At 65.0% G+C, this 23,208-nt stretch carries 25 protein-coding genes; 13 read left to right on the forward strand and 12 right to left on the reverse strand.

What is annotated here, in order from left to right; all coding sequences use genetic code 11:
• Nucleotides 1-14: 14 nt before the first annotated feature.
• Together ACE3OO_RS09095 and ACE3OO_RS09100 are read right to left on the reverse strand one after the other, a co-directional pair.
• Nucleotides 15-836 carry a DUF2927 domain-containing protein gene (locus ACE3OO_RS09095; protein ID WP_374301965.1) on the reverse strand — a complete coding sequence of 274 codons (822 nt, stop codon included), beginning with the start codon at nucleotides 834-836 and terminating at the stop codon, nucleotides 15-17.
• Nucleotides 806-2,080, reverse strand: a complete 1,275-nt coding sequence (locus ACE3OO_RS09100; protein ID WP_374301967.1) for a DUF2927 domain-containing protein — start codon at nucleotides 2,078-2,080, stop codon at nucleotides 806-808. Before ACE3OO_RS09100 ends, ACE3OO_RS09095 begins: the two co-directional genes overlap by 31 nt.
• A gap of 198 nt (nucleotides 2,081-2,278) precedes the next feature.
• Between ACE3OO_RS09100 and ACE3OO_RS09105 the strand changes: the two genes are divergently transcribed.
• The 5 genes from ACE3OO_RS09105 (at nucleotide 2,279) to ACE3OO_RS09125 (ending at nucleotide 8,372) form a co-directional block, all read left to right on the forward strand.
• Complete coding sequence (locus ACE3OO_RS09105; RefSeq protein ID WP_374301970.1) at nucleotides 2,279-3,394, forward strand: glycosyltransferase family 4 protein; 1,116 nt, start codon at nucleotides 2,279-2,281, stop codon at nucleotides 3,392-3,394.
• 85 nt (nucleotides 3,395-3,479) lie between these two features.
• A complete protein-coding gene (gene thrS / locus ACE3OO_RS09110; RefSeq protein WP_374301973.1) occupies nucleotides 3,480-5,468 on the forward strand; it encodes a threonine--tRNA ligase in 1,989 nt (662 codons plus the stop codon).
• A gap of 59 nt (nucleotides 5,469-5,527) precedes the next feature.
• Nucleotides 5,528-6,070 carry a translation initiation factor IF-3 gene (infC, locus tag ACE3OO_RS09115; protein WP_374304679.1) on the forward strand — a complete coding sequence of 181 codons (543 nt, stop codon included), beginning with the start codon at nucleotides 5,528-5,530 and terminating at the stop codon, nucleotides 6,068-6,070.
• A gap of 98 nt (nucleotides 6,071-6,168) precedes the next feature.
• Nucleotides 6,169-7,161: an NADPH:quinone oxidoreductase family protein gene (locus ACE3OO_RS09120; RefSeq protein ID WP_374301975.1), complete on the forward strand. Its 993-nt coding sequence runs from the start codon at nucleotides 6,169-6,171 to the stop codon at nucleotides 7,159-7,161.
• Complete coding sequence (locus ACE3OO_RS09125) at nucleotides 7,158-8,372, forward strand: class I SAM-dependent methyltransferase (protein ID WP_374301977.1); 1,215 nt, start codon at nucleotides 7,158-7,160, stop codon at nucleotides 8,370-8,372. Before ACE3OO_RS09120 ends, ACE3OO_RS09125 begins: the two co-directional genes overlap by 4 nt.
• Here ACE3OO_RS09125 and ACE3OO_RS09130 read toward each other — a convergent pair.
• From ACE3OO_RS09130 to ACE3OO_RS09160, 7 genes are all read right to left on the reverse strand, one after another.
• A complete protein-coding gene (locus ACE3OO_RS09130; protein ID WP_374301980.1) occupies nucleotides 8,363-8,968 on the reverse strand; it encodes a nicotinate-nucleotide adenylyltransferase in 606 nt (201 codons plus the stop codon). The genes ACE3OO_RS09125 and ACE3OO_RS09130 overlap by 10 nt on opposite strands.
• Before the next feature lie 27 nt (nucleotides 8,969-8,995).
• The gene (locus ACE3OO_RS09135; protein WP_374301982.1) at nucleotides 8,996-10,273 is read right to left on the reverse strand and encodes a glutamate-5-semialdehyde dehydrogenase; all 1,278 of its coding nucleotides are present in this window, start codon (nucleotides 10,271-10,273) and stop codon (nucleotides 8,996-8,998) included.
• Nucleotides 10,270-11,385 (reverse strand): glutamate 5-kinase, encoded by a 1,116-nt coding sequence (gene proB, locus ACE3OO_RS09140; protein ID WP_374301985.1) that lies wholly within the window; start codon nucleotides 11,383-11,385, stop codon nucleotides 10,270-10,272. Before proB ends, ACE3OO_RS09135 begins: the two co-directional genes overlap by 4 nt.
• The gene (obgE, locus tag ACE3OO_RS09145) at nucleotides 11,378-12,424 is read right to left on the reverse strand and encodes a GTPase ObgE (RefSeq protein ID WP_374301988.1); all 1,047 of its coding nucleotides are present in this window, start codon (nucleotides 12,422-12,424) and stop codon (nucleotides 11,378-11,380) included. The genes proB and obgE overlap by 8 nt, the downstream gene beginning before the upstream one ends.
• Before the next feature lie 107 nt (nucleotides 12,425-12,531).
• A complete protein-coding gene (rpmA, locus tag ACE3OO_RS09150) occupies nucleotides 12,532-12,792 on the reverse strand; it encodes a 50S ribosomal protein L27 (RefSeq protein ID WP_374301990.1) in 261 nt (86 codons plus the stop codon).
• A 32-nt stretch (nucleotides 12,793-12,824) separates the two neighbouring features.
• The gene (gene rplU, locus ACE3OO_RS09155; protein ID WP_374301992.1) at nucleotides 12,825-13,133 is read right to left on the reverse strand and encodes a 50S ribosomal protein L21; all 309 of its coding nucleotides are present in this window, start codon (nucleotides 13,131-13,133) and stop codon (nucleotides 12,825-12,827) included.
• Nucleotides 13,134-13,204: 71 nt separating this feature from the next.
• Nucleotides 13,205-13,732 (reverse strand): thermonuclease family protein, encoded by a 528-nt coding sequence (locus tag ACE3OO_RS09160; RefSeq protein WP_374301995.1) that lies wholly within the window; start codon nucleotides 13,730-13,732, stop codon nucleotides 13,205-13,207.
• A gap of 44 nt (nucleotides 13,733-13,776) precedes the next feature.
• Here ACE3OO_RS09160 and ACE3OO_RS09165 point away from each other — a divergent pair, with 44 nt between their 5' ends.
• Entirely contained in the window at nucleotides 13,777-14,760 is a 984-nt protein-coding gene (locus ACE3OO_RS09165) for a diacylglycerol kinase family protein (protein WP_374301998.1), read from the forward strand.
• Nucleotides 14,761-14,782: 22 nt separating this feature from the next.
• Nucleotides 14,783-15,130: an antibiotic biosynthesis monooxygenase gene (locus ACE3OO_RS09170; protein WP_374302000.1), complete on the forward strand. Its 348-nt coding sequence runs from the start codon at nucleotides 14,783-14,785 to the stop codon at nucleotides 15,128-15,130.
• A 6-nt stretch (nucleotides 15,131-15,136) separates the two neighbouring features.
• On the opposite strand, the gene ACE3OO_RS09175 is transcribed toward ACE3OO_RS09170, so the two are convergent.
• The 3 genes from ACE3OO_RS09175 to ACE3OO_RS09185 all read right to left on the reverse strand — a co-directional run bounded on the left by ACE3OO_RS09175 (nucleotide 15,137) and on the right by ACE3OO_RS09185 (nucleotide 19,118).
• The gene (locus ACE3OO_RS09175) at nucleotides 15,137-15,568 is read right to left on the reverse strand and encodes a tellurite resistance TerB family protein (protein ID WP_374302002.1); all 432 of its coding nucleotides are present in this window, start codon (nucleotides 15,566-15,568) and stop codon (nucleotides 15,137-15,139) included.
• 107 nt (nucleotides 15,569-15,675) lie between these two features.
• Nucleotides 15,676-18,480, reverse strand: a complete 2,805-nt coding sequence (locus tag ACE3OO_RS09180; protein WP_374302004.1) for an ATP-dependent DNA helicase — start codon at nucleotides 18,478-18,480, stop codon at nucleotides 15,676-15,678.
• Between the two features lie 5 nt (nucleotides 18,481-18,485).
• Nucleotides 18,486-19,118: a helix-turn-helix transcriptional regulator gene (locus ACE3OO_RS09185; RefSeq protein ID WP_374302005.1), complete on the reverse strand. Its 633-nt coding sequence runs from the start codon at nucleotides 19,116-19,118 to the stop codon at nucleotides 18,486-18,488.
• Between the two features lie 149 nt (nucleotides 19,119-19,267).
• On the opposite strand from ACE3OO_RS09185, the gene ACE3OO_RS09190 reads away from it, so the two are divergent.
• The 6 genes from ACE3OO_RS09190 to ACE3OO_RS09215 all read left to right on the forward strand — a co-directional run bounded on the left by ACE3OO_RS09190 (nucleotide 19,268) and on the right by ACE3OO_RS09215 (nucleotide 23,208).
• Nucleotides 19,268-19,750 carry a hypothetical protein gene (locus tag ACE3OO_RS09190; protein ID WP_374302008.1) on the forward strand — a complete coding sequence of 161 codons (483 nt, stop codon included), beginning with the start codon at nucleotides 19,268-19,270 and terminating at the stop codon, nucleotides 19,748-19,750.
• Nucleotides 19,751-19,790: 40 nt separating this feature from the next.
• The gene (locus ACE3OO_RS09195) at nucleotides 19,791-20,006 is read left to right on the forward strand and encodes a hypothetical protein (protein WP_374302010.1); all 216 of its coding nucleotides are present in this window, start codon (nucleotides 19,791-19,793) and stop codon (nucleotides 20,004-20,006) included.
• Nucleotides 20,007-20,011: 5 nt separating this feature from the next.
• A complete protein-coding gene (locus tag ACE3OO_RS09200) occupies nucleotides 20,012-21,667 on the forward strand; it encodes a portal protein (protein ID WP_374302011.1) in 1,656 nt (551 codons plus the stop codon).
• The gene (locus tag ACE3OO_RS09205) at nucleotides 21,664-21,891 is read left to right on the forward strand and encodes a hypothetical protein (RefSeq protein WP_374302013.1); all 228 of its coding nucleotides are present in this window, start codon (nucleotides 21,664-21,666) and stop codon (nucleotides 21,889-21,891) included. The genes ACE3OO_RS09200 and ACE3OO_RS09205 overlap by 4 nt, the downstream gene beginning before the upstream one ends.
• A gap of 41 nt (nucleotides 21,892-21,932) precedes the next feature.
• Nucleotides 21,933-22,667 (forward strand): hypothetical protein, encoded by a 735-nt coding sequence (locus ACE3OO_RS09210; protein ID WP_374302015.1) that lies wholly within the window; start codon nucleotides 21,933-21,935, stop codon nucleotides 22,665-22,667.
• 241 nt (nucleotides 22,668-22,908) lie between these two features.
• On the forward strand, nucleotides 22,909-23,208 hold the full coding sequence (locus ACE3OO_RS09215) for a 3TM-type holin (protein ID WP_374302017.1): 300 nt from the start codon (nucleotides 22,909-22,911) through the stop codon (nucleotides 23,206-23,208).

A 23,208-nucleotide genomic window follows, 5' to 3' on the forward strand; every position in this document is an offset into this window, starting at 1 on the left:
ACCGGTTTCCATGCCTAATGCTGTTTCAGCCGGGCGGCCAGTTTTTCGATATAGGCCGGAAAGCCCGGGCGCGGCTGGTCGGGATAGGCTGCGTGCCGCAGCTCCGCCATGATCTCGTGCGCCTGGTACAGGGCGGGCCAGCGCTGCAGGCCCGGCTTCATGCGCTCATCGTAGAGGGTGCGCAACAGCAGTTCGTCGGCCTCCGTCATATCCTGCAGTCCGATATTGCCGTAACTCAGGATAGAGTAGGTGGTGTGCGAATGGCCGCGAAATCCGAAGCCGTGCATCAGTTCATGCACGATGCAGTATTCCGGCGTGATCTGCTGCGTTTGCCCATAGAAGGCATTCGGCATATTGATGTTGAGATGCAGGGTAACCTTGGTCATATGGCCATTGTTATCGGCCATCGGCACGGCATAGCAGAAAGGTCTGGAGGCCGAAGGCAGCCCGAACGCCTCCACATTGCTGAAGACGAGAGCGAAATTGGCCGCCGATACATGCGGCACCCTATAGGCTTCGACACCGGCCATCGCCGCCATGCGCAGGAGGGCCGCTTCGGCATAGGCCAACCGTGCGGCGTCTTCGGTGCGCCCGTCTGTTGCATAACGGATCGGCCCTGCCCATTTCATGACGAATCCGCGCGCCAGGGCTGCTTCATCAAACGCGCGGACCAGCTGGTCGTGGCTCTGCAGCGTAGGCTTCCAGTCGCGGCCGCCACAGGCGGAGAGCAGGATGGCGCAGGCCAGGACGGCGCAGGCCCGGGCGGCGCGGCTATCCAGCCAGCCGGGCATAACGGCGTTGCCGTTCACCTGGCGGCCTGGGCGACGGGTTTCCATGCCCCGGCGCGGCGTTCGGCCTCGCCGCGCTCGTCGTCGGCCAGTTCGGCCGAAAGGCTGTCGCGATTCTTTTCCGCCAGCTTGTTGCCGGCCTTTGCCGACAGGATGAACCATTTCAGCGCCTCGATCTTGTCGGTCGCGAGGCCGTGGCCGTTGCGCAGCATGTTGCCCAGATTGTTCTGCGCGGCTGCCTGTCCGGTATCGGCGATGCCGGCATACAGGCGTGCGGCCCGTTCCTGGTCGCGCGGCACGATGCGGCCGAACTGCAGCGCATAGGCGGCGTCAAAACGCTGCACCGGATCGATGCTGGCCGTGGCCCGGTCGAGCCAGGCCTTCGAGCGTTGTGGGTCAAGCTCTGCGCCCTTGCCGCCACGGAATGCCTCGGTCAGATGCAGCATGGCGCGCACATTGCCGGATTCGGCCAGCGCAACGATGCTGGCCCGGATATCGGCCAGCACGGCGTCGGGCGATGTTGCCGGCGGTGCCGCGGGGTTCAGTGCCCGCCGTTTTTCCTCAATGATCCCATTGGCCAGCACCACGGCCTCCAGCCGCGGCATGCCCGCCTTGATGCGGCGGTCATACAGGGTCTGTAGCAGCACGATATCGGCCTCGGTCGGCTCGAAGACGAAGCGTGTCGTATAGTAGCTGAGGATTGAATGCAGCTTGTGCGGATGGCCGCGCAGGCCGAAGGCATGCAGCAGTTCATGCTGGATGCACTGGCTGATGCCAGCCTGGTAGGCCAGGTTGATCTGCAGCTCCGCCCAGTTCAGACGGCCCGTCCAATTGTCGCTGTTCCACGAGGTCAGGCAGCCGACCTTGCCGCCATTGCTGGCCCGCAGGTTGTCGGTATTGCGGAAGACGATGCGGAAATTGACGTCCTTGCCGCCGACCGCGCCCTCCTTGACCACGATCCCGGCCAGATCGGCGAATTTCTTAAGGGTCTCGACCGTCTCGGCGATGCGGGCCTTGTCGTATTGCAGGCCGTCGAGGCTGTAGACGATCGGATTCTCCCACCGTACGACCACGCCGGTCAGCGTGGCGCCGGAACCGAAGCCGGTGGTGCCCTGTGCGGTATCGGCGTAGAGCGCGCTGATGTCGAAACCGCGCAGGATGTCTTCATGGGACGGATTCTTGCCGGTGGTCTGCGCTGCGGCCATCCCGGCGGCCAGCAGACAGACGCCGCCCAGCAACGCGGCCATGGCCGCCCGCATTTTTGCGACCGGGATGCAGGATTGCTGCTCCATGCACTGACCCCCTCTTGCCCCGTACTCCTGCTCCGCACTCTCTTGCTATGGGGGCGGCTTTGCGCTACCCCCGCAGGCACGGCCTGTCCTGGCCAGCCTTCCACCCTGCCGGCCTTTATGTCCGATACCCATATTTCTACCCCAGAGACGCCTCCTTCGGGAAGACCACCCGCAATACTACAGGTTCTGCCGGCCCTGGTGACCGGTGGGGTCGAGCGGGGCACGGTGGATACCGCCAAGGCGCTGGCCAAGGCCGGCTGGGTTTCCTACGTGGCTTCGGCCGGCGGGCCGATGGTGCGTGAGCTGGAGCGGGCCGGTGCCAGGCATTTCACGCTGCCGCTGGCCAGCAAGAATCCCCTTGTCATGCGCCGCAATGCCGACCGGCTGGAAGAGCTGATCAGAACCCTGCCGGTGGACCTGGTGCATGTGCGCTCGCGTGCGCCGGCCTGGTCGGCCCGGGCGGCGGCGCAGCGCTGCGGCGTGCCCTTCGTCACCACCTTCCACAATGCCTACAAGTCGCATAACTGGTTCCGCAAATTCTGGGCCGGGCCGATGGCCAAGGGTGACATGGTGGTGGCGATTTCCGACTTCGTCGCCGATTACGCCAACAAGGCCTTCGGCGTGCCGCGCAACCGCCTGACCGTGATTCCACGCGGCACCGACCTGAGCAAATTCGATCCCGGCCGCATCTATCCCGACCGCATCGCCAACCTGGCGCAGCAATGGCGGCTGGTGGATGGTATGCCGGTGATCCTGCTGCCCGGCCGCCTGACGCGCTGGAAGGGCCATATCGTGCTGCTGCGCGCGCTCAGCCTGCTGGCCAAGCAGCGCGGCAAGCAGGATTTCATCGCCGTGCTGTCGGGCGACCACCAGGGCCGCGAGACCTATCGTGCCGAACTGGAAGGCCTGATCGTGCAGCTTGGACTGGATCGCTGCGTGCGCCTGCCCGGCGACTGCAAGGACATGCCGGCGGCCTACATGCTGGCCGATGTGGTGGTCTCGGCCTCCACCTTCCCCGAAGGCTTTGGCCGTATTGCCGTCGAGGCGCAGGCCATGGGCAAGCCGGTCATCGCCACCGACCATGGCGGCGCGCGGGAAACGGTGCTGCCGGGTGAAACCGGCTGGCTGGTGCCGCCCAACGATCCCAAGGCGCTGGCCGAGGCTTTGGGCCAAGCGCTGATGCTCTCGCCCGAACGCCGCATGGTGATCGCCGAGCGTGCCCGCCGCCACGTGATGGAAAACTTTACCGTGGACGCCATGTGCGCAGCCTATATCAAGGTTTACACGAGGCTGCTGTTCCCGGGGCAGGGCTGAAATCCCGCCTCCGTGGCGGGGCGGGCCCGGCTTGACAGGGGGGCCGGGGCGGCTAGGCTGCGCCCCCTTGGAGGTCCGTTAACCCATGTCCCAGTCCGCTGCAAATCCTGCCGAAATCCGCGTCACGCTGCCCGATGGCAGTGTACGAACTTACGCGGCGGGCAGCACCGGGGCGGATGTGGCGGCCAGCATCGGTGCCGGCCTGGCCAAGGCGGCGCTGGCGATCCGGCTGGATGGCGTGCTGCGCGATCTCAAAACCCCGATCACCCGGGATGCCCGGCTCGAAATCGTCACCATGAAGGACAAGAACGAGGCCGAGCTGCTGGAACTGATCCGCCATGATGGCGCCCATGTGATGGCGCAGGCGGTGCAGGAGCTGTTCCCCGGCACCCAGATCACCTTCGGCCCCGCCACCGACGATGGCTTCTATTACGACTTCGTGCGCGACGAGCCTTTCACGCCCGACGATTTCGCCAGGATCGAACAGCGCATGGCCGAGATCGTGAAGCAGGATTTGCCGATCACGCGCGAGGAATGGCCGGCCGAGAAGGCTGTGGGCCATTTTCGTCGCATCGGCGAAACCTACAAGGCGGAATGGGTCGATGAGATTGCCAAGCGCGGCGAGGCGATCTCGATCTATCGCCAGGGCGAGAACTGGCTCGACCTCTGCATGGGGCCGCATCTGCCCTCCACCGGCAAGCTGCCCACGGCCTTCAAGATCATGAAGGTGTCGGGCGCCTACTGGCGCGGCGACGCCAAGAACCGTCAGCTGCAGCGCGTCTATGCCACGGCCTGGCGCGATCAGAAGGAACTGGACGCCTATCTCAAGCGCCTGGAAGAGGCCGAGAAGCGCGACCATCGCCGGCTGGGCAAGGAAATGGGCCTGTTCCACCAGCAGGAAGAAGCCGCCGGCATGGTGTTCTGGCACCCCAGGGGCTGGACGCTGTATCGCACGCTGGAACGCTACATGCGCAACCGGCTGGAAAAGGCGAAATACGTCGAGGTGAAGACGCCGCAGCTGGTCGATCGCAAGCTGTGGGAAGCCTCGGGCCACTGGGAGAAGTTCCGCGAGAACATGTATCTGGCGGAAAACGAGCAGGGCATCCGCGATTACGGCAGCGACCCGGAAGAACGCGTTTTCGCGCTCAAGCCGATGAACTGCCCCTGCCATGTGCAGATCTTCAACCAGGGGCTCAAGAGCTATCGCGACCTGCCCTTGCGCATGGCCGAATTCGGTTCCTGCCACCGTTTCGAGCCGGGTGGCGCGCTGCACGGCATCATGCGCGTGCGCAACTTCACCCAGGACGATGCGCATATCTTCTGCACGGAAGACCAGATCATCTCGGAGAGCAAGGAATTCTGCGAGCTGCTCAAGAGCATCTACCACGACATGGGCTTCACCGACATCCGGGTGAAATTCTCCGACCGGCCGGACAAGCGCGCCGGCACGGATGCCACCTGGGACAAGGCGGAGAACGCGCTGAAGGAAGCCTGCGTCGCCGCCGGCCTGGACTACACGCTCAATCCCGGCGAGGGCGCCTTCTATGGCCCCAAGCTGGAATTCGTACTGCGCGACACCATCGGCCGCGACTGGCAATGCGGCACCCTGCAGGTTGATTTCGTGCTGCCCGAGCGCCTGGATGCCGACTATGTCGGCGCCGATGGCGGGCGCCATCGGCCGGTGATGCTGCATCGCGCGATCCTCGGCAGTTTCGAGCGTTTCATCGGCATCCTGCTCGAGCATTATGCCGGTCGCCTGCCGCTGTGGATGGCGCCGATCCAAGCCGTGGTGGCGCCGATCGTTTCCGATTGCGATGCCTATGCGCAGAGCGTGGCCGACCGGCTCGATGCCGCCGGCCTGCGCGTCGATACCGATCTGCGCAACGAGAAGATCAATTACAAGATCCGCGAGCTCAGTCTGGCCAAGGTACCGGTCATCCTGGTGGTCGGCAAAAAGGAGGCGGAACAGAACACCGTCACCCTGCGCCGCCTCGGTTCCGAGCAGCAGGAAACCATTGCTTTGGCCGACGCGATTGCTAGATTGGCGGCCGAGGCGCGGATGCCTTCGGCTTGATTTCGAGCCGGCTCCGTCCTAACTCACTGATTATGTTGCAACTACTTTAGGAGCGCGTCATAGCCCGTCCCCCGTTTAATGCCCCGCCGGCGCCCAAAAGCGACGGTCCGCGGGTGAATTTCGAGATCGACGTTCCCCAGGTTCGTCTGATCGACGCCGTCGGCGAAAATCGCGGTGTCGTCCCTATCCGTGAAGCGCTGAAAATCGCCGAAGAGGCCGGGCTGGACCTGGTCGAGATTTCGCCGACCGCCCAGCCGCCCGTCGCCAAGGTCCTCGATTACGGCAAGTACAAGTACGAGGAACAGAAGAAGGCGGCCGAGGCGCGCAAGAAGCAGAAGGTCATCGAGATCAAGGAAATCAAGCTGCGCCCGATGATCGACACGCATGATTATGACGTGAAGATGCGGGCGATGGTGCGGTTCCTGGAAGAAGGCGACAAGGTGAAGGTCACCCTGCGCTTCCGTGGTCGCGAGATGGCGCACCAGGAACTGGGTATGAAGCTGCTCGACCGCGTGCGTGAAGATCTCGGTGACAAGGCCAAGATGGAACAGACGCCCAAGATGGAAGGGCGACAGATGACCATGGTCATGGCGCCCAAATAAGCGGGATGCGACGGATGGCGCCGGCGGATGTCGGCGCCATTTCTGTATCTGCAGACAAGAAAAACCCGGACCATAAGAAAAATCAGGGAGAGTGAGAGATGAGCGCTGCCGTTGCGAAAGCCATGGTGTGCAAAGCCTGGGGCGGGCCGGAAAGTCTGGTACTGGAGGATCTGCCGCTGCCGGCGCTCGGACCGAAGGATGTGCGCATCCGCGTGCACGCCGCCGGCCTGAATTTCCCCGATACCCTGATGATCGCCGGCAAATACCAGTTCAAACCGGCTTTCCCCTTTGCACCCGGCATGGAATGCGGCGGCGAGATCGCCGAGGTGGGCGAGAAGGTGAGCGATCTCAAGGTCGGCGACCGCGTCATGGCCACCACCGGCAACGGCGCTTTCGGCACGCTGGTGAACTGCCCGGCCAGCAACGTGTTCAAGATTCCCACCAGCATGCCCTACGAGATCGCGGCCGGTTTCCCGATCACCTATGGCACCACCTATCACGCCCTGGTCGATCGCGGCCGCATCAAAAAGGGCGAGGTACTGCTGGTGCATGGCGCGGCGGGCGGCGTGGGCCTGAATGCCGTGGAACTGGGCCGCGAGCTGGGCGCCACCGTGATCGGCACCGTGGGCTCCGACGAGAAGGCGGCGATCGTGAAGGAATACGGCGCCGCCCATGTGATCAACTACTCGAAAGAAAGCATCAAGGACCGCGTCAAGGAACTCACCGGCGGCAACGGCGCCGACGTGATCTATGACGCGGTTGGCGGCGATGCTTTCGACCAGAGCCTGCGCTGCATCAACTGGGATGGCCGCCTGCTGGTGATCGGTTTCGCCTCGGGTCGCATCCCGGAAGCACCGGCGAATCTGGCGCTGATCAAGGGCTGCAGCATCGTCGGCGTCTTCTGGGGCGCTTTTGCGGCGCGCGAACCGGAAAAGAACCGCGCCAATTTTGCAGCATTGCTGGCGCTCTATGAACAGGGCCGGCTGAAGCCGCATGTCTCGGCCAGCTATCCACTCGATCAGGTACCGCAGGCGATGCAGGCATTGTTGTCGCGCAAGACCACCGGCAAGGTGGTGATCAAGGTCGCGTGACCGACTCCGTCAAAGGACAGTACGAGGCCTATCCCTATCCGGCGCGCGATCCGGCGGAGGAACGCAAACGGCTGATCACCGGCAGCCCGAGTTTCCTGCCGGAACTCAACCATTACGTTTTCGCCGGCCGGCGTGATTTCAGCCAGCCGTTCCGAGCGCTGGTGGCCGGCGGCGGCACGGGCGACGGGCTCATTCACCTTGCCCAGTATCTGCAGGCCTCGGGCGGCAGGCACGAGGTGGTCTATCTCGATCTCTCGGCGGCCTCGCGCAAGATCGCCGAGGCGCGCGCCGAAGTGCGCGGCCTGAAGAATATCCGTTTCCTCACCGGATCGCTGCTTGATCTGCCGCAGCTCGCGCCGGGGCCGTATGACTACATCGATTGCTGTGGCGTGCTGCATCACCTGCCCGATCCGCCGGCCGGCCTTGCCGTGCTGAAACAGGCTTTGTCGCCTGATGGCGGCATGGGCCTGATGGTTTATGGCAGCTACGGCCGCGCCGGGGTCTATCCGCTGCAGGCCGCCCTGCGCCAGCTCACGGCCGACCTGCCGGCGGCTGGCAGGCTGGCGCTGGCGAAAACGCTGCTGGCCGAACTGCCCGAGACCAACGAGTTCAGGCGCAACCCTTTCCTGGGCGACCACAAGCTGGGCGATGCGGAATTCTACGACCTGCTGCTGCATGCGCAGGATCGTGCCTACACCGTGCCGGAACTGGCCGAGTTTGTCGCCGGCGCGGATTTGGGCATCAGCGCTTTCATCGAGCCCTGCCGTTATGATCCGCTCAGCTACCTGAAGGACGAAAGCCTGCGCGCCCGCGCGGAAAAACTGCCCTGGCTGGAGCAGGCGGCCCTGGCGGAGCGCCTGAGCGGTACGCTGAAAACCCATGTGCTTTATGCCGTGCCGTCGGCGCGCGTGAACCAGGCTGTGGCGCAGCCTGCGCCCGACCTGGTGCCATGGCTGAACGGCATTCCGCCGCAAGCCCTGGCCGAGACGCTGCAAAAGCGCGGCGAACTGGCGATCAGCTTCCAGAACGAACGGCTGGTATTCCCCGCACCGCCGCGTGCACCCGAGATCGCCGCGCTGCTCGATGGCCGCCGCACACTGGCCGAGATGGCGAATGTACTGGGCTTAAGCTGGGAGGATTTTCTCGGCCTCTATCGGCCGGTGCACAAATTGCTCACCGGCATCAACAAGCTGTATCTGCGTCAAGCCTGACGTTTGCCGCGCTGCTGCCTGATCGCGGTGGCAGACAGCGGATTGAGCTTGGATTTCAGCAACAAAAAAGCCGGCGCGGGTTTGCCGGCCAGGGCGGCGGCGTCATGGCGCGCCACGCGAAAGCGCGACAGCCATTGCCCGGCCGGATTCTGCGGCGCCGTCAGGTTGAAGCCGGGGCGGTCCAGCACGGCAATCGGCATCATCTGCGCGATGCCCTGCCAGTCCTGCCAGCGATGGAACTGTGCCAGGTTGTCGGCACCCATCAGCCAGACAAAGCGCGTCTGCGGGTAATGCCGCCGCAGGGCGGCCAGCGTATCGGCCGTGTAGCGCGTGCCGAGCCGGCTTTCGATATCGGTGACCAGGATGCGTGGATGCGCCGAGACCCGGCGCGCTTCGGCCAGTCGCTGCTCCAGCGGTGCCATGCCGGATGTCGATTTCAGCGGGTTCTGCGGGCTGACCAGCCACCAGACCTGATCCAGTTTCAGCCGGTGCAGGGCCGTCAGGCTGATCTCGCGATGCGCGGCATGGGCGGGATTGAACGAACCACCGAGCAGGCCAATGCGCAGGCCAAGGGGAGAGCCGGGGGACGGGATCATGCGGCGCGGCGGCTCCGGCGGATGGTCTCAGGGCCTGATCTGGCCGTTGCCGTGAACGCGGTACTTGAAGGTGGTGAGCTGCTCCACGCCCACCGGGCCACGCGCATGCATCTTGCCGGTGGCGATGCCGATCTCGGCGCCGAAGCCGAATTCGCCGCCATCGGCGAACTGCGTCGAGGCATTGTGCAGCAGGATCGCGCTGTCCAGCCGCTTCATGAACTGCGTCGCGTGATCCGCATCCTCGGTAAGGATCGCCTCGGTATGGCTGGAGCCGTGGCTGGCGATATGGGCAATCGCCTCGTCCAGGCCGGCCACCACGCGCACGGCGATAATGGCGTCCAGGTATTCGGTGGCCCAGTCTTCTTCCGTGGCCGGCTTCACGCGCGCGTCGACCTTTTGCGTCTCGGTATCGCCGCGCACTTCGCAGCCGCGGTCCAGCAGGGCCTTCACCAGACGGGGCAGATGCGTGGCGCTGGCCGCGCGTTCCACCAGCAGGGTTTCGGCGGCGCCGCAGACGCCGGTGCGGCGCAGCTTGGCGTTCAGTACGATCTTTTCCGCCATGTCGGCATCGGCGCTGGCCTCGACATAGACGTGACAATTGCCTTCCAGATGGGCAAAGACCGGCACGCGGCTTTCGGTCTGCACGCGCGCCACCAGAGACTTGCCGCCGCGCGGCACGATCACGTCCAGCCATTGCGCCGCCGTCAGCATGGCGCCGACCATGGCGCGGTCGGTGGTGGGCACCAACTGGATCGCCGCCTCGGGCAGGCCAGCGGCTTTCAGGCCAGCGACCAGCGCGGCATGGATCGCGCGGCTGGAGCGGAAGCTTTCCGAGCCGCCACGCAGGATGCAGGCATTGCCCGCCTTCAGGCAGAGTGCACCGGCATCGGCGGTCACATTCGGGCGGCTCTCGAAAATCACGCCGATCACGCCCAAAGGCGTGCGCACGCGTTCGAATTTCAGACCATTGGGCCGCGTCCATGCCGCCATCACCGCGCCGACCGGATCGGGCAGGGCCGCCACATCCTCCAGGCCCTGGGCGATGGCGTGAATGCGTTTTGAATCCAGCATCAGGCGATCGAGCAGGGCGGGCGTCAGGCCTTTTTCCTTGCCGGCCGCCATGTCCTCGGCATTGGCGGCAAGGATCGAGGTCTCGGAAGCGACAATTGCCTTGGCCGCCTCGCGCAGGGCGGCATTTTTCTGTTCGGTCGATGCCGTGGCGAGGATGCTGGCGGCGCTTTTGGCGGCGCGGCCCATCTCGTTCATCAACGTCGCCGTATCGGCAATGGCGGTATGCGCAGTCATCGCAGCACCAGTTCGTCGCGATGGATCATCTCGTCGCGGCCACCGTAGCCGAGAATTTCGATGATGTCGCCGGATTTGTGGCCCATGATGCGGCGCGCATCCTCATCGGCATAGGCACTAAGGCCCACAGCAATCTCGTTGCCGTCCGGATCGCAGACGCGCACCAGGTCGCCGCGCTGGAACTTGCCATCCACTTTTGTGACGCCAGCGGGCAGCAGCGAACGGCCCGAACGCAAAGCCTTCACCGCGCCGGCATCCAGGGTCAGCGTGCCCTGCGGATTGAGATGGCCGGCGATCCATTGCTTGCGGGCCGCGGCCGGTGTGCCTTCGGCTTCAAACCAGGTGCAGCGGCCACCATCGCGCACGCTCCGCACGGGATGCATCTGCTTGCCATTGGCGATCACCATGGCGCAGCCGGCACCGACCGCGATCTTGGCCGCCACGATCTTGGTCACCATGCCGCCGCGCCCCAGTCCTGAGCGCGAGACGCCGGCCATCGCCTCGATTTCGGCAGTTATCGCCGGTACGGTGGCGAGGAATTTTGCATTGGGATCGACGCCGGGATCGGCGGTGTAGAGCCCGTCAATGTCAGACAGCAGGATCAGGCAGTCGGCCGAGATCATCTGCGCCACCCGGGCGGCGAGACGATCATTGTCGCCGAAGCGGATTTCCGCCGTGGCCACCGTGTCGTTCTCGTTCACCACCGGCACGACACCGAGTTTCAGCAATGTGTGCACCGTCTCGCGGGCATTCAGGTAATGCCGCCGCGATTCCGTATCGCCCAGGGTCAGCAGGATTTGCGCGGTCTTCAGGTCGTGCCGCGCCAGGGCTTCCTGCCAGGCCGAGGACAGGCGGATCTGCCCGGCTGCCGCCGCGGCCTGGCTTTCCTCCAGCCGCAAAGCCTTGCCGTTCAGGCCCAGGATGCGACGGCCCAGCGCGATGGCACCCGACGATACCACCAACACATCCTTGCCATCGGCCCGCAGGGTGGCGATGTCATCGACCAGCGCATTCAGCCATGCGTCGCGCAAGGTGTTCTTTTCCGCGTCGACCAGCAGCGACGAGCCGACCTTGACGACGACGCGTTTGGCGCGGGCGAGCGGATTACTCATCACGGCCCTCGGCTCGTTCATCGATCTGCAGTGCGGCCTTTTCGGCTTCGCGCGCCTCGGCGATCACGGCATAAAGCTGGTTCACCACCGCGTCGATGCCCTCGCCCGAGACGCCCGACAGTGCCAGCACCGGGCGTTTGGCCGAGCGTTTCAGCCTGGCCATCTTCTCCTTCAGCTCGTCGGCTGAAAGCGCGTCGATCTTGTTCAGGCCGATGATCTCGGGCTTTTTGTCCAGCGCCGCGCCATAGGCCTTCAGCTCCTTGCGGATCATCTTCCAGTTGGCGACGGGATCTTCCGCCGTGCCATCCACCAGATGCAGGATCACGGCACAGCGCTCGACATGGCCGAGGAAACGATGGCCCAGGCCGGCGCCTTCGGCCGCGCCCTCGATCAGGCCGGGCAGATCGGCCAGCACGAATTCCTTGTCGTTTGCCTTCACGACGCCGAGCTGGGGCTTCAGTGTGGTGAAGGGATAATCGGCGATCTTGGGTTTGGCGCGGGAGACGCGGCTCAGGAAAGTGGACTTGCCGGCATTGGGCAATCCGACCAGGCCGGCATCGGCGATCAGTTTCAGCCGCAGCCAGATCCACTTCTCCTCACCGGGCCAGCCGGGATCGGCGCGCCGTGGCGCGCGATTGGTGGAGGATTTGTAATGCTCGTTGCCGAAGCCGCCATCGCCGCCCTTGCACAGCAAAACGCGCTGGCCGATCTCGGTCAGGTCGGCCAGCAGGGTCTCGTTGTCCTCGGCCAGGATCTGCGTGCCCTTGGGCACTTTCAAGATCACGTCTTCCGCATTGGCGCCGGACCGCTGACGCCCCATGCCGTGGCCGCCGCGGGCGGCGCGGAAATGCTGCTGGTAGCGGTAGTCGATCAGGGTATTCAGCCCGTCGACGCATTCGGCCCAGACATCGCCGCCCTTGCCGCCATTGCCGCCATCGGGGCCGCCATATTCGATGAACTTCTCGCGGCGAAAGCTGACGGAACCGGCGCCGCCGTGTCCGCTTTCAATATAGACCTTGGCCTGATCGAGGAATTTCATCGGAGTTCACTGGGCAGAAGGCGAAGGGACGCCAGAAAAAGAAAAAGGGGAATGGCCTGCGCCATTCCCCTTGATCCGTGTGATGCTTGCGGGAAAGGCGCGTGTGATCACGCCTCCGGCGGCAGCACCGAAACGTAAGACCGGCCCTGCTTGCCGTCGTGGAACTTCACGATGCCGTTGGCCGTGGCGAACAGGGTGTGATCCTTGCCCATGCCCACGTTCTTGCCGGCATGCACCTTGGTGCCGCGCTGGCGGATGATGATGTTGCCGGCGACGACAGCCTGGCTGCCGTACTTCTTCACGCCGAGGCGCTTGGACTCGGAATCGCGACCGTTGCGCGAGGAGCCGCCAGCTTTTTTATGTGCCATGGAACTGTCTCCTTAAATCTTTGGTCGCGCGCTCAGGCGGCGATCTCGAGAATCTTCACCGCGGTGTAGCTCTGGCGGTGACCGTTCTTGCGACGCGAGTTCTGCCGGCGGCGCTTCTTGAACACGATCAGCTTCGGACCACGGGTCAGGCCGATCACCTCGGCCTTCACCTTGGCGCCGCCCACGGCCTTGCCGGCCTTCACGTCGCCGCCATTGCCGACCGCCAGCACCTGGTCGAATTCGATCTTGTCGCCGGCCTGACCGCCGACCAGCTCGACCTCGAGCACGTCGCCAGCCGCCACCTTGTACTGCTTACCGCCGGTCTTGATCACTGCGAACATGTTGATATTCCATAACAAAGCGGCAGCGCCAGCCGTCCGGCGCCGCCTGAATTCGAGGTGGCGCACTATAACTAGCGGCCAAAGCCTGTCAACCCCGGATTCGCGCGGGTTCCCGAACCTCCGCCATGCCGCCTGGTGCGCCGCCAGTCCCAGGCCGGCTGGGCCCGCACATTGGCGGCCCAGACACCGTTTTCCAGGATCTGCGCTTCCAGTTCCGCCGTTTCATAGGCCCGGCTGTATTGCGTGTAGGCCCAGGCCAGCCCGGCCCGCACCATGGCCCGGTTCAGGTCCTCGCCGCCAGCCCGGCAGATCGCCACCACGCGGCCATAGCGGTCGCGATCCTGCGCCTCGCAGGTCACGCGGCGGCGGGCGACTAGGCCGCGCAGATGGGCGGCGGCCTCCTGCCCGCACAGCCAATCCATTCCATCCCTTTGGCAAACCTGGGTTTTTTCTGGCGCATCGATACCATGCAAACGATAGGTGACGCCGTTCAGCTTTAATGTGTCGCCATCCAACACGCTGGCCGATGGCTCGGCCCATGCCGGCCCGGCAAGCAGCAGCAGAGCCAGAAAGGTCCCCCGAATCGCATACCATGTCATGCATTGGGGTATACCAGCATACTAATGTATGAAAAGCGGCGTGCGTGACTGTCACAAAACCGTCCCTGCCGCGCCGCCCGGAAATCTGCTATTCGGCCGCCATGCCCGATTATCGCCGCCGCCTGCTGGTGATCTACAACCCGACCGCCGGCCGGCGGAAACGTGCGCGGCTGGAAGCCTATCTCGATCTGCTGGAGGATTCCGGCTGCGCGGTGGAATTCCGCCCCACCACAAAACGCGGCGACGCCGAAGCCTTTGCCCATGACGGCACGGCCGACAGGTACGATGCCGTGGTGGCCGCTGGCGGCGATGGCACGATCGGCGAGGTGGCCAACGGCCTGCCGGCCGAAAATCCCGCACCGCTGGGCATCTTCCCGCTGGGCACCGCCAATGTGCTGGCGATGGAGATCGGCCTGCCGCTGCAGCCGCCTGCGGTGATGGAAACGGTACTGCATGGCGATGTGGTGCCGGTTTGGCCCGGCTATGCGAACGAGCGGCTTTTCACCATCATGGCCGGCATCGGTTTCGATGCCCATGTGGTGGCCGCCTTGCCGCCGAGGCTGAAGCGCTGGCTGGGCAAGGGCGCCTATGTGATCGAAAGCCTGCGCCAGCTTCTTGCCTATGACGTGCCGCGTTATCACCTCAGCATCGATGGTCGCGATTACGACTGCGCTTCGGCGGTGATCGCGAAAGGCCATTTCTATGGCGGGCAGTTCGTCTGCGCACCGAATGCGCGGCTGGACGATCCGGCATTTGAAATCTGCCTGTTCAAGAAGGGCGGCCGCATCGGCGCGCTGCGGGCCACGGCCGCGCTGACGCTGGGGCAGCTGCAGCGGCTGCCGGAGATCGAGCTGGTGCGCGGTCGTTTGGTGGAAATCCACGGCCCGGCCGAGCAGCCCGTGCAAGCCGATGGCGATATCGTCACCCATCTGCCGGCGCGTATCATGGTCGGGGTGAAATCGATTCCGCTGATCGTGCCGAAAGGCAGCGCGCTGGGACAAAGCATGCTAGAGAAGGCGGCGGAATAACCCAGCAAGGGACCGCCCCACGATGTCTGCCTCCGGTTTCGCCAATACCCCCAAACCGCCCTATTACGCCGTGATCTTCTCGTCGCAACGCACGGACGGCGACAACGGCTATGGCAAGACGGCCGACCGCATGGCCGAACTTGCCGCCCAGCAGCCGGGTTTCCTAGGGATGGAAAGCACACGCGGCACCGATGGTTTCGGCATCACGGTGGCGTATTTCGACAGCGAAGAGAACATCCGCGCCTGGAAGCGCAACATGGAACACGCCGCCGCCCGGCAGAAGGGCCGCGAGGTATGGTATTCGCATTACGAAATTCGCATCGCGAAGGTCGAGCGCGCCTATAACTTCAACGCGCCGCAGATCGACTGAAGCGGCTTATTTCTTCGGCTGGTCGCCCGGCAGGCGCTTGTAGCGCACGCCGGCTCCGCGCTCGATGGCCGCGGCATGCAGGCGCTCAACGCCCAGCTCGTGCCGCAGCATCTCCAGCCAGCGCAGTTCTTCCTGCCCGCCATGCCCATCCACCGCGACGATATCGCAGGCCAGCGCATAGGCGGTCTCGCACCAGTCCTTGGGCAGGGCTTCTTTCACCAGGCCCAGCGCGGCGTCGATGCCGTCTTCCTGGTCCAGCAGGGCGACGCAGTCGCCCGTGGCGACCTGCATCGCGTCTACGCCGTAGCCCTTGAAGATCGGCAGGTGCCGCACCGCCACTTCCAGCGCGGCGATCTCGGAATCCTTCAGCCTGCCATCCGCCACCGCGGCAATCACCATGGCATAGATCAGGGCATTCTGGGGCGTGATGGTCGACATCGGGTTCCGGGGATGATGAAGGTGGGTTCAGCGATGCGCACTATGCCGGATCGATCCGGCCCGCGCCAGTCACGCCTAGCGGCGGAATGCGGCGAAAGCGTGACGGGTCAGGCTTCCAATGTGTCCTGCGTCACGCGCCCGGACTGCATCTGCTGCAGGAAGCTGCGTGTCTCGGTCACGGCTTCGGCGATGCCGATGCGGCGCACCTCCACGCTGGGCGGGAAAGCCGACAGCAGCCGCGAGGGCAGTTGCGCATCCAGCACGACGAAGACGCCGAAATCCTCGGCCCGGCGCAGCAGCCGGCCATAGGCCTGCTTGAGTTTCAGCCTGGTGAGCAGGTCATCATAGGCCTGACCGCCGAAGGCCGCCTTACGGGCCTTGTGCAAAAGGTCGGGTCGCGGCCAGGGCACGCGGTCGAACACCACAAGACGCAGGGACGCGCCCGGCACGTCCACGCCGTCGCGCATCGCATCGGTGCCCAGCAGGCAGGCATGTTCCTCGGCGCGGAAAATGTCCACCAGCGTGGCATTGTCCAGCGGATCGACATGCTGGGCATAAAGCGGCAGGCCGGCCTCGGCCAGCGGCTTGAGGATGCGTTTCTGCACCGCGCGCAGGCGGAAGATCGCCGTGAAGAGGCCCAAGCCGCCACCACCGGCGGCCAGGAAGAGTTCGCGATAGGCGGCGGCTACCTGGTCCATCGCATCGCGGCGTACGTCAGTGACGACCAGCACGCGGGTGCGCGCGGCATAATCGAACGGCGAGGGGAAGGCAGCATGGCGGCCCGGCTGCGGCAGGTGGCGCGCGCCAGTGCGGATATCGGCGCTGGCCCAATCCTGTCCGGGCGCGGCATCGGCTTTCGCCGGCGCCATGTCGCGCAGGGTGGCCGAGGTGATCGCCACGCCATGGGCGGGTTTCAGCACGGCGGCCGCGAAGGGCAGCATCGGATCGAGATAATGGCGATAAAGCCCGAGGTCGAAATCGCGGCCGTCGATGCGCTCCAGCCCGAACCAGTCCACAAAGGTAGCCGGCGTTTCGGTGCGCAGATCCAGCAGCATGCTGCGCCAGGCTTCCAGGGTGAGCTTGCGGCGCAGCAGGCCGCGCAAGGCGCCTTCGATGCGGGCCCGCGTGGCGGTGTCCAGCTCGGCCGTTTCGTCGGCCAGCATGTCGCTTAAGGACTTTGCCAGCGCGTTCATTGGCTCAAGAATACGCTCGATGCCGGTGACGAAGTTTTCCGCCGCTTCCAGCAGGCCGGCGACGGGCTCCTTCGTCGGGCATTCCAGGCCATAGGGAGAGTCGGGCTGGGCGCTGCGCGCCAGAATCTGCTGGCGCACCTTGCTGAGGAATTTCTCGCCGTGGCCGACCGGATTGCCGTCGCCGATGCGCGCCAGCCAGCCATCGGAGGGCAGGGCACGCGCCGCCTCGCTGACCGCTTCCAGCGCGTTGCGGCCGCGCTCGTCCTGCGCGACCAGATCGCCGATGCGATTCCCTAAACCGCGTGCACGGCTGCGCCGTCCGCCTTCCGGTCCGCGCAGCCAGCGCCGCAGTTCGATGGCTTCCTGCCCTGTCAGATGCGCGGCGAAGGCGCTGTCGGCCGCATCGAACAGGTGATGACCTTCGTCGAACACGTAGCGTAAAGGTTTCTGCGGATCGTCCTCCGAGGCATTCATGCCCTGCGCGGCCTGGATCATCACCAGCGCGTGGTTGGCGATCACCATCTCGGCCTTGCGCGATTTGCGCACGGCGCGCTCGATGAAGCATTTGCGGTAATGCGGGCAACCGGCATGGATGCATTCGCCACGCTGGTCGGTCAGGCCGAGCGTGCGGTTGCGGCCATGCAGGTCCACCGCCCAGGCGGGGAAATCGCCGCCGGCCAGGTCGCCGTCGCGCGTGGCGCCGGCCCAGCGCGCGATCAGGCTGAGCGGCACCAGATCCTGCGGTCGCGCCGCGCCGCCCTGGGCGGCGTCTTCCAGATTGAGCAGGCAGAGGTAGTTTTCGCGGCCCTTGCGGATCACCACCTTCTGCGCCTTTTCGGCCGGATCGGAAAACAGGCGATCGAGTTCGCGGTCGATCTGGCGCTGCAGGTTCTTGGTATAGGTCGACAGCCACACCGTGCCGCCATTCTTCTCGGCCCAGACGCTGGCCGGCGCGATATAGCCCAGCGTCTTGCCGATGCCGGTGCCGGCTTCGGCCAGCACCAGTTCAGGCATGCCGATCATCTCGCGCGGCGCAAAAGCCTGTGCCGCCGTGGCGGCATAGTCGGCCTGGGATTCGCGTAACTCCGATGCCCCATGTTGCTGATTCTGGCCCAGCAGGCGCGCCAGCCGCTCGCGTGCCTCCATGGGCGTGACGTTTTGCGTATCGGGCGGCGGCGGCGGCGCGTAATCCACCCATTCAGGCAACTCCTGCCACACATCCAGGCCGCCGAAGCCGCCGGCCGGCACCTCGGCCGCTTCCGGCCCCATGGCTGCCAGCAGATAGGGTGCCCAGGGCCAGCCGGCTTTGTGCAGCATCTGCGCCAGCCGCGCGGCGCGGCGCAATGTGCGGGGCTTCTGCTGCGGCAATTCGTTCAGCAGAGTCAGCGTTGCTTCATGCAGATACTGCGCGGCTTCTTCGTCATCAGCGGCATCCAGGCCGATGCGCGCCAGCAGACCATGGGGCGTCGGCAGGCAGAACTTCGCCGGCCGCACGAAAGCGAACAGGTCGAGCAGGTCGAAAGCCGGGAAGGGTTCGATGCCCAGTCGCGTGGCCGTCGCGCGGCCATGCACCAGGAAGGGCGCCGTGGCGCGGGCGCGGCGCGCGGCGGCATCGGGCGAAAGTTTCTCGATCCGGCCGCCTTCCGCCCACCAGGCAACACCGCCGCCAGCCACCAGCGCCGGCAGGCGGGCGATGGCCGCGCGCAGGGAGTCGCTCATCGCCGCTACTGCGCCGCCCAGACGATGCGGGCGATCCAGGCGATGTCGGGCACGTCGAAATTGCGGTCGGGATAGGCGGGATTGAACGAAGAGAGTTCGATCCGCGTCAGCGTGCGGCGCGCGAGGATCTTGCACATCACCTCGCCCTGCACGGTCTTGGCGATCACGCGGTCGCCGCGCCGCACATTGGCCGCCGGCGACACGATCACGATATCGCCGTCGCGATAGACCGGCAGCATGCTGTCGCCGCTGATCTCCAGGGCATAGGCCTGCGGATCGTCGATCTGCGGGAAGGGCACCTTTTCCCAGCCCTCGCCGGTGGGGAATCCGGCATCGTCGAAATAACCGGCATTGCCGGCCTGGGCCATGCCGATCAGCGGAATGCGATGCGCGCTGGCCATCGGCGTGCCATCGCCCAGCAGGCTCATGAATTCCGGCACGCTGGCGCCAGTCGCCTCGATCACCTTCGATATGGACTCGGTCGACGGCCAACGCTGTTTGCCGTCGCGTGAGACGCGTTTGCTGCGGTTGAAGGTGGTGGGATCGAGTCCGGCCTTGCGGGCGAGGCCGGACGCGGTGAGGCCATAACGTTCGGCCAGGCCGTCGATGGCGGCCCAAATCGCCCGGTGAGTCAGCATGGGAAGATCGTCTTACAAATCGGTCGATTTGGCTACAGGAATATTCTCTGATTACGGGTTTGACATAAGAACATAATGGGAATTATAAGATACTAGAACGCGGGAATTTTACGAATGTTCCGCTATTTCCGGGATCAGGCCGACATATTATGACGACCGAAACCGATCAAGCCGGCGCTACACTACACGCAGAGACAGCAGAACAGCTTCCAGCCGCAGCTTCGGTTTCGGCGCGGGCCGTGGTGGTTTTCGCCGAGGAAACCCGGCTGCCGAAATTGCGCTGCCTGAAGCCGGGTTTCCGCCACTGCTTTGCCTATCTGGCTCTGGAACAGGGCTGGGTGGGGCTCGATCCCCTAGCACATCGTATTGAAATAAAAGGATTCCATAATTGGAGCCGGGAGGCAGACCTGGCCGCGCATCTGCGCCGGCTGGGGCAATGCGCCCCCACTGTACCGGTTCTGGAACCGCCGCGCCGCCTGGCGCCGCCGCTGCCGTTTTCCTGTGTCGAGACCGTGAAACGCCTGATTGGTCTGCATAGCTGGCGCATAAGAACACCATGGGAACTTTTTCTTGAGGCTCGGAAAATATGCCTTGACGATGTACGATATTTGTTCTATAACTCACCACCATAGGAACATTTAGAAAACTTAATTTTTGAAAAAGGATCATCCCATGGGTGGGATTTTCGGCTCCTCGCCGCCGCCTCCGCCGCCTCCCCCGCCACCGGCCCCCGAGCCGGTGCCGACGGAAAGCGACGCCGAAATCGCCGAGAAGGCCGCGCGCGAACGCCGTCGCCGCGCCCAGGGCGAAACCATCGCCACCTCATGGCGCGGCCTGAACGATGGCCCGCCCTCCGGCCCCGCGCCGAAACGTCTGCTGGGCGAGTGAGTCCAATGATCCGTTCCGCACATCTCTCTCTCGCATCGGGATTGCCAAGGCACGAATCCGCCGCCGCCGATCTGCTGCAGCCCGAGGCATTGCGCCAGCGATACGGGCGTGCGCGCAGCCAGCGCGGTGTCTGGGAGCCGCTCTGGCAGGATTGTTACGATTTCGCCTTGCCGGCGCGCCGGCCGGGCAGTCCCGCCGGGAGGCCGGGACAGACAGCCGAGCGGCTGTTCGATGCCACCGCCGCCGATGCGGCCGAACAACTGGCTGGCAGCATGTTGTCGCAGCTCACGCCGCCATGGTCGCGCTGGTTCAGTTTCCAGCCGGGGCGCGATGTGCCACAGGAGCAGCAGGGTGCGATGGCGGCTGAACTCGATCGTGCGGCGCAACTGCTGCAGGCGCAGTTCGACCGTTCGAATTTCAGCGTCGAGATTCACCAGGCCTTCCTTGATCTTGTCGTGGCCGGCACGGCCTGTCTGGCCTGCGAGGAAGCGCCGCTTGGCGAAGCCAGCGCGTTCCGCTTCGCCGCGGTGCCGCTGAACGATCTGGTGCTGGAGGAAGGCGCCGGCGGTCGGCTCGACACCGTGTTCCGGCGCCAGGACATGAGTCTGGAAACACTGTCGCGCCGCTATCCCGTCCTGGAAGAACAGGCCTGGTTCGTCGAGCGGCGCAAACGTGAACCCGATGCGCGACTTGGCCTGCTGGAATGCGTGTTGCCGGCGCCGCTGCCATTGCAGGGCCATGTCTATGCCGCGCTGCTCGAAGACGCGTCGGTTGACGATGCCTCGGCGATGCTGGCCGAGGGTAGGTTCGATCAGGCCCCGTTCATCGCCTTCCGCTGGCTTAAGGCCCCCGGTGAAATCTATGGCCGCTCGCCGGTGATGAAGGCACTGCCCGATATCAAGACCGCGAATAAAGTGGTCGAACTTGTCCTCAAGAATGCGTCCATCGCCGTCACCGGCATCTGGCAGGCCGATGATGATGGCGTGCTGAATCCGGCCAACGTGAAGCTGGTGCCTGGTGCGATCATCCCCAAGGCGGTCGGTTCCTCGGGCCTCACGCCGCTGGCCGCACCGGGGCGGTTCGACATCTCGCAACTCGTGCTCGACGATCTGCGCGGCCGCATCCGCCATGCGCTGCTGGCCGATCGTCTCGGCCAGGTCGATGCCCCGCGCATGACGGCGACGGAGGTGCTGGAACGCTCGGCCGAAATGGCGCGGCAGCTCGGCGCCACGTTTGGCCGCTTGCAGGCCGAATTGCTCGTGCCCCTGGTTCAGCGTGCGGTGGCAATTCTGCAAAGACGCGGTGAAATCCCGCGCTTCGCCCTCGATGGCCGCGAGGTGTCGCTGGTGCTGCAGTCGCCACTGGCGCGACTGCAGGCCCAGGGTGACGTGCAAAGCACGCTGAACTGGCTGCAGCAATTACAGGCCCTCGGCCCGCAGGCGATGCAGGTGGTGGATGCCCTGGCCGTGGCGCGCTGGCTTGGCCGCACGCTGGGCGTGCCGGGCGAATTCCTGATCGAAGCCGGCGAGCAGCCACAAAGCCAGCCTGCTGCGGATCCGGCCACCGATCTTGCCGCCGATCCGACTGTGGGTGCGGGATTGCAGCAGATGCTGCAGCAGTTGTTGCAGAACCCAGCGATCCAGCGGGGAGCCAGCATATGAGCGAACCCCTCATCGAGAATGACGATCTGGCAGCGGCCTTTGCGCGCTGTTTCCGTGGTGGCGATGGCGAGCGTGTGCTGGGTCATCTGCGGCGCATCACCATCGATCGCCGCGTCGCACCCGATAGCAGCGAGGCCGAATTGCGGCATCTCGAAGGCCAGCGCCACTTGGCGGCCTACATCGCGCAACTGGTCGCGCGCGGCCAACTGGGCGGCGCGTCGTGACACACACTGGAACATACAGGGATCATCGAAAGGAAGGCATCATGACGACACTGCTTGAAAGCGAAACGCGTGACGGCGGCATCGGCGAGGAAGACGCGGGTGTTGACGCGATCCCGGAAAAATTCCGTGATCCGCGGACCGGTGAATTGCGTGTCGACTTGTTGCTGAAATCCTATCGCGCGCTGGAGCAGAAGCTGGCCGGAATGGTCAGTGTGCCAGGCGAGGATGCTGACGACGACAGCCGGCGCCGCTTTTTCCAGGCCCTCGGCGTGCCGGAATCGCCGGACGGCTACGAGATTTCCTTCAAGGACCCGGCGCTCTGGGCCGACCCGGAGGTGAACAAACGCCTGCATGATGCCGGCTTCACACCGGCCCAGGCGCAGCTGGTCTACGACCTGGCCTGCGATCATGTGGCGCCGCACCTGCACCGCCTTGCCGGTGAGTTCCGTTATCGCGGTGAACGCGAGAAACTGGTGCAGCGCTATGGCAGCGAGGTGCGCTTCACCGAGATGGCGCGCACTTTGGAGGCCTGGGGCAAACGCAACCTGCCCGAATCCGTCTTTAATGCGCTGGCCTCGTCCTATGAAGGCATCATCGCGCTGGAAACCATGATGCAAGGCGGTGATCCGAAGCTGGTTTCCGGGGAACGCGGCGGCGATCTGCTGAACGAAGAACAGCTGGTCGGTCTGATGCGCGATCCCCGCTACTGGAAAAAACGCGACCCCGAAATCCTCGCCAAGGTCACCGAAGGTTTCCGGAGGCTTTATCCGGGCTGATCGCGGCCGGCTGGCGCTGGCGGTCGCGCCGTCCGGCAACGGACGCCGCACCGCAGATGCCGGCCGGAGAGTTTCCCGCCTGCCGACAACCGCGAGCCGGGTTTTTCCGGCGCGGCCGGAAGGCGCGGCGGCAACGGCGCCCTGTCCATATTCGACGGGATAACGCCGGAGGGCCGCATGAACCGGCCGCCTGCCATGTGTGCAGGACGGCAGTGCAACCTTGTGACGAAAGGAGCGTCCCGTGACGCCCACTATTGAACAATCCTTCGTCCGCCAGTTCGAGCATGAGCTGAACAAGATCGAGGCGGCGCATCGCAGCGTCTTTGTTGCCGGCTGGCGGCCGGCCGTGGGCTGGATCTGCGCCGCCGGTGTGGGCTGGGCCTATCTCGGCCACCCGCTGTTCCTCTGGGCCGCCGCCCTCTGGGCTCCGGGGATACAGCCGCCGGATATCCGCATCGACAGCCTGTTCGAACTGGTGCTCGCCATGCTGGGCATGGCCGGCCTGCGCAGTTTCGAGAAGTCGACCGGCCGGGCGAAATGA

Origin of the sequence: Ferrovibrio sp. (assembly GCF_041906005.1) — a bacterium.
In the GTDB taxonomy this organism is placed as follows: domain Bacteria; phylum Pseudomonadota; class Alphaproteobacteria; order Ferrovibrionales; family Ferrovibrionaceae; genus Ferrovibrio.

Bases quoted from the DNA above. Each gene is read 5' to 3' on its own strand.
- ACE3OO_RS09095 (WP_374301965.1), bottom strand. From the start codon at position 836: ATGGAAACCCGTCGCCCAGGCCGCCAGGTGAACGGCAACGCCGTTATG.
- ACE3OO_RS09100 (WP_374301967.1), bottom strand. From the start codon at position 2,080: ATGGAGCAGCAATCCTGCATCCCGGTCGCAAAAATGCGGGCGGCCATG.
- thrS (WP_374301973.1), top strand. From the start codon at position 3,480: ATGTCCCAGTCCGCTGCAAATCCTGCCGAAATCCGCGTCACGCTGCCC.
- ACE3OO_RS09120 (WP_374301975.1), top strand. From the start codon at position 6,169: ATGAGCGCTGCCGTTGCGAAAGCCATGGTGTGCAAAGCCTGGGGCGGG.
- ACE3OO_RS09130 (WP_374301980.1), bottom strand. From the start codon at position 8,968: ATGATCCCGTCCCCCGGCTCTCCCCTTGGCCTGCGCATTGGCCTGCTC.
- ACE3OO_RS09135 (WP_374301982.1), bottom strand. From the start codon at position 10,273: ATGACTGCGCATACCGCCATTGCCGATACGGCGACGTTGATGAACGAG.
- proB (WP_374301985.1), bottom strand. From the start codon at position 11,385: ATGAGTAATCCGCTCGCCCGCGCCAAACGCGTCGTCGTCAAGGTCGGC.
- obgE (WP_374301988.1), bottom strand. From the start codon at position 12,424: ATGAAATTCCTCGATCAGGCCAAGGTCTATATTGAAAGCGGACACGGC.
- rpmA (WP_374301990.1), bottom strand. From the start codon at position 12,792: ATGGCACATAAAAAAGCTGGCGGCTCCTCGCGCAACGGTCGCGATTCC.
- rplU (WP_374301992.1), bottom strand. From the start codon at position 13,133: ATGTTCGCAGTGATCAAGACCGGCGGTAAGCAGTACAAGGTGGCGGCT.
- ACE3OO_RS09160 (WP_374301995.1), bottom strand. From the start codon at position 13,732: ATGACATGGTATGCGATTCGGGGGACCTTTCTGGCTCTGCTGCTGCTT.
- ACE3OO_RS09170 (WP_374302000.1), top strand. From the start codon at position 14,783: ATGTCTGCCTCCGGTTTCGCCAATACCCCCAAACCGCCCTATTACGCC.
- ACE3OO_RS09175 (WP_374302002.1), bottom strand. From the start codon at position 15,568: ATGTCGACCATCACGCCCCAGAATGCCCTGATCTATGCCATGGTGATT.
- ACE3OO_RS09180 (WP_374302004.1), bottom strand. From the start codon at position 18,480: ATGAGCGACTCCCTGCGCGCGGCCATCGCCCGCCTGCCGGCGCTGGTG.
- ACE3OO_RS09185 (WP_374302005.1), bottom strand. From the start codon at position 19,118: ATGCTGACTCACCGGGCGATTTGGGCCGCCATCGACGGCCTGGCCGAA.
- ACE3OO_RS09190 (WP_374302008.1), top strand. From the start codon at position 19,268: ATGACGACCGAAACCGATCAAGCCGGCGCTACACTACACGCAGAGACA.
- ACE3OO_RS09195 (WP_374302010.1), top strand. From the start codon at position 19,791: ATGGGTGGGATTTTCGGCTCCTCGCCGCCGCCTCCGCCGCCTCCCCCG.
- ACE3OO_RS09200 (WP_374302011.1), top strand. From the start codon at position 20,012: ATGATCCGTTCCGCACATCTCTCTCTCGCATCGGGATTGCCAAGGCAC.
- ACE3OO_RS09205 (WP_374302013.1), top strand. From the start codon at position 21,664: ATGAGCGAACCCCTCATCGAGAATGACGATCTGGCAGCGGCCTTTGCG.
- ACE3OO_RS09210 (WP_374302015.1), top strand. From the start codon at position 21,933: ATGACGACACTGCTTGAAAGCGAAACGCGTGACGGCGGCATCGGCGAG.